Source organism: Nocardiopsis sp. NPDC055824 (assembly GCF_053616335.1).
Map to the genome: position 1 here is coordinate 1 of NZ_JBSHDN010000272.1, position 7,189 is coordinate 7,189.

General features: G+C 72.0%; 8 protein-coding genes. 4 read left to right on the forward strand and 4 right to left on the reverse strand.

What is annotated here, in order from left to right:
* Positions 1-744: 744 nt before the first annotated feature.
* The gene (locus tag ACWGL3_RS29815; RefSeq protein ID WP_344178670.1) at positions 745-1,350 is read left to right on the forward strand and encodes a 7-carboxy-7-deazaguanine synthase QueE; all 606 of its coding nucleotides are present in this window, start codon (positions 745-747) and stop codon (positions 1,348-1,350) included.
* Positions 1,347-1,925, forward strand: a complete 579-nt coding sequence (gene folE / locus ACWGL3_RS29820) for a GTP cyclohydrolase I (protein WP_267949484.1) — start codon at positions 1,347-1,349, stop codon at positions 1,923-1,925. Before ACWGL3_RS29815 ends, folE begins: the two co-directional genes overlap by 4 nt.
* Here the strand turns inward: folE and ACWGL3_RS29825 are convergent.
* The 4 genes from ACWGL3_RS29825 to ACWGL3_RS29840 form a co-directional block, all read right to left on the reverse strand.
* Positions 1,900-2,211 carry a hypothetical protein gene (locus tag ACWGL3_RS29825; protein WP_452462063.1) on the reverse strand — a complete coding sequence of 104 codons (312 nt, stop codon included), beginning with the start codon at positions 2,209-2,211 and terminating at the stop codon, positions 1,900-1,902. The two genes, folE and ACWGL3_RS29825, sit on opposite strands and share 26 nt — an antisense overlap.
* Positions 2,212-2,644: 433 nt before the next feature.
* Positions 2,645-2,917 carry a type II toxin-antitoxin system RelE family toxin gene (locus ACWGL3_RS29830; RefSeq protein WP_267949482.1) on the reverse strand — a complete coding sequence of 91 codons (273 nt, stop codon included), beginning with the start codon at positions 2,915-2,917 and terminating at the stop codon, positions 2,645-2,647.
* The gene (locus tag ACWGL3_RS29835) at positions 2,914-3,426 is read right to left on the reverse strand and encodes a type II toxin-antitoxin system Phd/YefM family antitoxin (protein WP_344178619.1); all 513 of its coding nucleotides are present in this window, start codon (positions 3,424-3,426) and stop codon (positions 2,914-2,916) included. Before ACWGL3_RS29835 ends, ACWGL3_RS29830 begins: the two co-directional genes overlap by 4 nt.
* A gap of 71 nt (positions 3,427-3,497) precedes the next feature.
* Positions 3,498-4,337 carry a helix-turn-helix transcriptional regulator gene (locus ACWGL3_RS29840; RefSeq protein ID WP_267949481.1) on the reverse strand — a complete coding sequence of 280 codons (840 nt, stop codon included), beginning with the start codon at positions 4,335-4,337 and terminating at the stop codon, positions 3,498-3,500.
* A gap of 326 nt (positions 4,338-4,663) precedes the next feature.
* On the opposite strand from ACWGL3_RS29840, the gene ACWGL3_RS29845 reads away from it, so the two are divergent.
* Both ACWGL3_RS29845 and ACWGL3_RS29850 read left to right on the forward strand, forming a co-directional pair.
* Positions 4,664-5,608, forward strand: a complete 945-nt coding sequence (locus tag ACWGL3_RS29845; RefSeq protein WP_267949480.1) for an SDR family oxidoreductase — start codon at positions 4,664-4,666, stop codon at positions 5,606-5,608.
* Positions 5,609-5,648: 40 nt separating this feature from the next.
* Positions 5,649-7,010: an MFS transporter gene (locus ACWGL3_RS29850; protein ID WP_452462064.1), complete on the forward strand. Its 1,362-nt coding sequence runs from the start codon at positions 5,649-5,651 to the stop codon at positions 7,008-7,010.
* Positions 7,011-7,189: the final 179 nt, after the last annotated feature.

Below are 7,189 nucleotides of genomic sequence, written 5' to 3' on the forward strand. Positions count from 1 at the left end.
GCCGTGCCACGGCCCCGACGCGTGTGCGCGGGGGCGCCCCCGGACCCGCGGCCCGGAGGCGGAGGGGCGCGGGCCCGGGGGTTCCCCGCCCGGCTCCCGGGGCGGACCGGCCCACGGGGACGCCGGACCCGGCCGCGGACCATCCTTCGTCGGCGCTCCGCAGATCTCTCGGTGGTAACCGTGATGCGCTTGGGGAGCGTCGCGCCCATCCTCGGAGTCAGGGAGGTTCATCCATGCCCTTCGGTTTCTCGACACGGCGCGCGTCCCCGGCGGGCCGCCGACCCGGCGGCCCGGGACCGGACCACACGCGCGCCCGCCCCCGCGGCCGTGACCACGCCGTGGGACCGGCCCTCCCGGCCGGCGCGGAAGCACCGGGCGCGGGGGCCGCACGGGACCGCGGCGGCCTCCTGGAGTCCTCCCACCGGGCGGGCCAGGAACTGGACCACCGGTATCCGAACGACGCCGTCACCCCCGGCCCCACGGCGCGGGACCCGCGCCGCCGGGTGTCCGGACGGTGGGCGTCCCGCTATCCGGAACCGGGCGCGGCACGCGCCCCGGGGACGGTCAGGACATGGGCGGTGTACAGGCCATGAGCACGGCTTCTCGCTCGAACACGGAAGGGGGTGAGGCCATGGACACGCCGAATCTCGTGGTGAACGAGATCTTCGGCCCCACTAGACCCTCCAGGGGGAAGGGCCTTCACTGGGACGTCGTTGCGCCTTCGTCAGGCTGGGCGGGTGCAACCTGTCCTGCAGCTGGTGCGACACTCCCTACACCTGGGACTGGACCGGGAAGGGCGATACGGGAATCGCCTACGACCCCAAGAAGGAACTGCAGAAGATCCCCTACACGCAGGTCCGCGACCGCCTGGTCGCCTACGGGGTTCCGCTGATCGTCGTCTCCGGCGGCGAACCGCTGAACCAGCAGACCAGGCTCTACCCGCTGGTGCGGGACCTGCGCGACTCGGGGCACGACGTCGAGATCGAGACCAACGGGACGATCGCCCCGGACGCCCGGCTCGCGGAGCTGGCGCGGTTCAACGTGTCGCCGAAGCTGGCCCACTCGGGGGACCCGCTGCGCAAGCGCATCGTCGGACGGGCCCTGGAGGCCCTGGCCGCGGTACCGGGGACCGCGTTCAAGTTCGTGTGCCGCACCGAGGCCGACCTCGCCGAGGTCGGGGCGGTCGTCGAGCGGTACGGCATCGGCTCGGTCTGGGTGATGCCCGAGGGACGGACCCAGGACGCCCTGGACCGGTCCCTCGCCCAGATCCGGGACCCCGTCCTGGCACGCGGTTGGAACCTGACCACCAGACTGCACATCACGTTGTGGGGCGATCGGAGAGGCGTATGACGCTGGCAGACCTTCCTCAGGAGTCCACCGTGCGCGATCCGCTGGAGAGCGTGGCACGGCAACTCCTCGTCGAGATCGGCGAGGACCCCGACCGGAGCGGACTGGAGGACACCCCGCGGCGGTTCGCCCGGTGGTGGCGGGAGTTCAGCAACTACCAGGCCGGCCGGGTCGAGACGCACTTCCCGCTGCGCACCGACGGGCAGATCGTCATGATCTCGGACATCACCGTGTGGTCGCTGTGCGAACACCACCTCCTGCCGTTCTCGTGCGTCCTGACCATCGCGTACAAGCCCGCGGACCACGTGCTCGGGCTGTCCAAGTTCGCCCGGATCGCCCACCGCCACGCGCACCGCCTCCAGGTCCAGGAACGCCTGGTACGCGACATCGCCGAGGACATCGCCAAGGTGACGGAGACGGACGACGTCGCCGTCATCGGCCGCGGCGAGCACCTGTGCATGACCATGCGGGGCATCCGCACCCCCGCGCTCATGACCTGCTCGGTGTTCGAGGGGGTCTTCCGCGAGTACGGACCGCCCCGGGAGGAGTTGATCAAGATCGCCTTCCCCGGGAACTGACCGCCCCCGCCCGATCCTCCCGGTACCGGGAGGGCAGACCGCACCGTCGGGGCCCGGCCGTTCCGGGCCCCGGCGCCGGACAGCCCCGAACCGTCAGCGAACGCATCCGGCGGTCGGCGGCGTCGTAGGCGGTGTGGCCCACGATCAGCGCCTCCGGCAGGACGGGCTCCCCCACCATGTCCCACCACAGGTCCGGGTCCCGCTCGATCCGCGTGCTCCGGACGACGTCCCCGGCGGCGTCGGCGCGCAGGATGTGGGCGGGGTCGTGGTCAGCGTGCCGACGCACCACCACCGCTTCGGAGGTGTCGATCGCCAGGGTTCGGTCCTCGGCCCCCCGAGCGTCCCGGGGCGAGCCCGGACGGGTTCGCCGGCGGCCAGGGCGAAGAGTCCGACCCGGGCCAAGACCGCCAGAAGAAGTCACGCTGGTCAGCGCGGGGCAGGCGTTTCCCACCTCTCGGAGGTGGGACCCGAGAAGGTCGACGTTGGTCTGACGTCTGTACCAGGTCCGGACGCGCTGCAAGAGGTGCTGCTGTGCTGGACAGGCGTGTGTTCCACCTGTAGGCGTCGCCTCGCTCAGCAGCACCCGCCCGACACGAGTTGACGAAGTACTGCTGGACCACCTGCCGACGGGGCGACGCTTCAATTCGGCCACCCCGGACACGCCGAAACTCCGCACCAGCCCTCTCCGGTGCGGCATCACGGAGCTACTGAATGCGGGGTCACAGGTCCCGGTAGACCTCGCGGCGGTGCGCCACGCTCAGCACGAGAACCAGGAGCCGACCGTCGTGGACCGTGTACACCACCCGGTAGTCACCCACCCGGACCCGCCAGGCATCGGTGTCCCCCTTCAGCGGGATGCTCCCCGCCGGGCGCGGGTCCACCGCCAGCTCCCGCACCGTGCGGAATATCCGCATCCGGACCGGCTTGTCGAGCTTGGCGAGCTGCTTGAGCGCCTGGTCCTCGAAGGCCACTTCGTAGGAATGGTGGTTCACGGGCCGTCCAGGTCTTCCTCGGTCAGTCCGAGTCGACTCATCGCCTCATCGAGCGGTACCACCTTGGAGCGCCCTGCCTCGATGTCGGCCAGGCGCTCGGCGGCGATCCGGGCGTCCCGCTCGTCCAAGAGCTCCTCGTAGTGGTCGACCAGGTCGGCCGGGACGATCGCGGCAGCCCTGTGGTGGTTGCGTCCGCGGGTGACGAAGGTGACCTCCCCGCCGTAGACGGCCCGGTTCACGCGTTCGGAGAAGTGGTCGCGGGCCTCGGTGACGGACAGCTCCACCTGTTCGGTGTCGGTTCTCATGTCCACGATCATCCCCCATATGAGCGCCAAACTGGCGTTGTTGGCGTGTTTATTTACCTTCGGCGGCGAACACCTTGATCCCAGCGCCACCACCACGACGGGGGCGCGTGTGAGCACGCCTTCGAGGCTCAGCCCCTGGGCGGACCGGTCGTGGGAGTGCGCCGCGAGCACGATCCCGACCGCGCCGACGGGGTGGGCGTCCACCGGTGACCGGAGGCCTCCCGGGCCGGGTGCCCGAACCCCGGCAGCGGCCGGAGACGGAGCCCGTCGGGGCCTCAGTGGAGCGCCTGGGCTCCGATGACGGAGAGCAGGCGCAGTTTCTCGTGGCTCTCGCTCCCGGGGTCGGCGGTGTAGACGAGCAGCGAGTGGGCCTGGCCCGGGTCGAGCAGTCTCTGGCAGTTCAGCGTCAGGGGGCCCACCTCGGGGTGGACGAAGTGCTTGACGTCGTGGGGGCGCACACCGATCTCGTGGTCGCCCCACACCCGTCGGAACTCCTCGCTCCGGTCGAGGAGCAGTTCGGCCAGGTGCGCGGCCCGTGAGTCGGGTCCCCGCAGAGTGAGGATCTGGCGCAGGCCCGAGGCGTACATGCGGGTGAGGAACGCATGCTCCTCGGGGGCGTAGAAGTCCCGCACGGAGGGGTCGGTGAACCACCGGTACCCGGCGCTGCGCGCGGGCCCGGTGTACCCGGTCGTGTCGCCGGTGAGGGCGACGCCCATCGGGGTCTGCCTGAGGGTCTCGCCGAGTTCGGTGACGATCTCCGCGGGGGTGTCGTCCAGGCGGTCGAGGATCCGCAGCAGGCCGGGGCCGACGTGGTCTCCGACCCCGCCGCGTGCGGGCGGGTTGTGTCCGGCGAGGCGGAACAGGTGGTCCCTCTCCTCCAGCGACAGGTGCAGCCCCTGGGCGATCGAGGCGAGCATCTGGAGCGAGGGCTGCGGCCCGCGCTCCCGTTCCAGCCGGGAGTAGTAGTCGGTCGACATGTGGCACAGCGACGCGACCTCCTCGCGTCGCAGGCCCATGGTCCTGCGGCGCTGCCCGCGCGGGAGCCCGACGTCCTCGGGTTGCAGCGCCCCCCTGCGGTTGCGGAGGAACTCCGCCAGCCCGGTGCGATCGATCACAGCATTCCTTCCAAGGTCATGCTCTGTGTCTACCGTCCGCGCGCGAGTGTAGCCACGGACCGCCGATCCCCCCTTCCGGCCGCCGGCCCGAGGGGTGGACCCGCGAGCCTGGGATCGGGAGGCCGTGGTTACTCCCCCGCCGAGGACCGAGGATCGCTCTTGCGCACCGGGAACGGAAGCGGGGCGGGTCGGTGACCGGTCCCTCCCGTTCCCGGCCTGCGCGGTCCGGTGACCCCTACCCGCCCCTGCCCCCGGCGGAGGGGAACACCGGACGCCTCCCACGCCCCCGACCGGCGTGAGGGATCGACTATCCGAGGAGCAGAGCAATGCCACGTCGAACCATCGACATCACCGTGCCCGACCTGACCGGGAAACTGGCGGTCGTGACCGGCGCGAGCGACGGCATGGGCCTGGGAATGGCCGAGTGGCTGGCCGCGGCCGGCGCGGAGGTCCTCCTGCCCGTCCGCAACCCCGCCAAGGGGAAGAAGGCGGTCGAGAAGATCCGCCGCAACCACCCGGGCGCGCGGGTGTCGACCCGCGGCCTCGACCTCTCCTCACTGGCCTCGGTCGCCGCCCTGGGCGACACGCTCCGCGAGGAGGGCCGCCCGATCCACATCCTCATCAACAACGCCGGCGTGATGCGGCCCCCGAACCACCAGACCACGGTCGACGGGTTCGAGCTGCAGTTCGGCACCAACTACCTCGGCCACTTCGCCCTGGTCTGCCGGCTCCTGCCGCTGCTGCGCGCCGGCCGGGCACGGGTGACCTCGCAGATCAGTGTCGCCGCGCGCCGCGGCTCCATCAACTGGGAGGACATCAACTGGGACCGCTCCTACGACGGGATGCGCGCGTACAGCCAGTCCAAGATCGCGTTCGGTCTGTTCGGCCTCGAACTGGACCGCCGCAGCAAGGCTCACGGGTGGGGCATCACCAGCAACCTCTCCCACCCCGGGGTGGCCCCCACGAGCCTCCTGGCCGCCCGCCCCGAGCTCGGCCGCGACGAGGACACCCCGCACATCCGCCGGATCCGGGCCCTGTCGGCCCGCGGGATCCTGCTGGGCACCCTCGAGTCGGCGAAGCTGCCCGCGCTGATGGCCGCGACCGACCCCGGTTCCAAGCCGGGTGCGCTCTACAGCCCCAGCGGCTTCGGAAGGCTCGGCGGCCCGCCCTCCGAACAGCGGCTGTACCCGACGCTGCGCAGCGCGGAGGAGGCGGCGCGCGTCTGGCAGGTCTCCGAGGAACTGGCCGAGGTCTCCTTCCTCGCCGCCTGACCGCCGTTCGCACGACCGCCCCACTACCTACGGAGTCCGCATGAGCACTGTCACCCCCCGCGCAACGAGACCGAGAAGCCCCTGGTGGGTGGTGATCGGCGGTGGCACCTCCAACGCCGTCGGCCCCCAGATGTACCTGGCCACCATCGGCCTGTTCGTGCTGCCGATCGTCGAGGAGACCGGCTTCAGCCGCACGACCGTGACCGGGGCGTTCTCGGTCGCGGCGGTCGGAATGGCGATCGGCCTGATCATCGTCGCGCAGCTCGTGGACCGCTTCGCCGCGCGCTACATCCTCGTGCCGGGGTTCGTGCTGTTCGCGGCCTCGATGGCGCTGGTCGGGCTGGTGCCGCCGGTCGAGTGGGTCTACTTCGTCCCGTGCTTCTTCGTGGGGTTCTTCGGGGCCGGAACGGCGGTACCCGCCACCAGGGCGGTGGTGAGCTGGTTCGACAACAACCGCGCCCTCGCCGTCGGCGTGGTGACGGGCATCATCGGGCTGGGCTCGGCCCTGGCCCCGCTGCTGGCCGGAGCGCTCATCGAGAACGTCGGATGGCGGATGACGTACGGCGTGATGGCGCTGATCTCGGTCCTGGTGTCGGTCACGATGGTCACCCTGTTCGTGCGGGCCCGCGCGGAACGGCACGTCCGCGGACGGCTCGTCCAGGAGACGCAGGTGGAGGGCCGCGACGTCAGCCTCCAGCTCCCCGGCCTGACGGTCCGCGAGGCGTTCCGCACCCGGCAGTTCTGGGGCATCGCGGTCGGGCTGGGCCTGGTCGGGGTCGTCGTCTACGGCCTCCAGGTCCACCTCGTGCCGATGATGACCGACCGCGGGCTGAGCGCCGAGCAGGCGGCCACCCTGCTGGTCGTCTTCGGCCTCGCCTCGCTGGTGGGACGCGTGGCCGGCGGCTTCATCGTCGACCGCGTGCCCGGAACCATCATCGGCCCGATCGTGATGATCGCCCCCATCGCGGGCATGTTCTTCCTGTACCCGCCGTTCGGCAGCGCCGCCGTCGCGGTCGCCTTCATCGGCGTCGCCTTCGGCATCGAGGGCGATCTGCTCGCCCTGCTCATCAGCCGCTACCTGGGCACGCGCTACTTCGGCCGGATCCTGGGCGTGGTCCAGGCCGCGTTCCTCCTGGGCACCGCCTTCGGGCCGCTCCTCCTCGGGCTGGGCTACGACCTGCTGGGCTCCTACGACCCCGTCATCCCCGTCCTGATGGGCATCCTCGTCCTCGGTGCGATCCTCATCGCGACCCTGGGCCGCTACGTCTACCCCCCGGTCACCGGCTTCGACCGGCTCGCCGCGCGCGACGAGCTCGCCGCCTCCGAGGTGCTGAGCGGCATCGCCGAGGGCGGCGACGCCCCCGGTTCCCCCGACAGGCCGAAGGCCGGGGCCCACGGCTGACCGTCCCGGGCCGGCACGCCGCAGGGCCGCCACGGGCCCGCGGCCGCCGGCCCGCTCCGTCCGCCCGGGGCAGGGGTCTCCCCCCACCCCCGGCGGGCGGGCCCCCAAAGCCGCCCCAGGAGGCCCCCGCCCGGCCGGGCCCAGCCCGGGGCGCGGCCCCCGCCCCGGGCGCGGGGCGG

What these genes read in the sequence shown, in the direction of transcription:
- folE (WP_267949484.1), top strand. Translation starts at nt 1,347, where the DNA reads ATGACGCTGGCAGACCTTCCTCAGGAGTCCACCGTGCGCGATCCGCTG.
- ACWGL3_RS29850 (WP_452462064.1), top strand. Translation starts at nt 5,649, where the DNA reads ATGAGCACTGTCACCCCCCGCGCAACGAGACCGAGAAGCCCCTGGTGG.
- ACWGL3_RS29845 (WP_267949480.1), top strand. Translation starts at nt 4,664, where the DNA reads ATGCCACGTCGAACCATCGACATCACCGTGCCCGACCTGACCGGGAAA.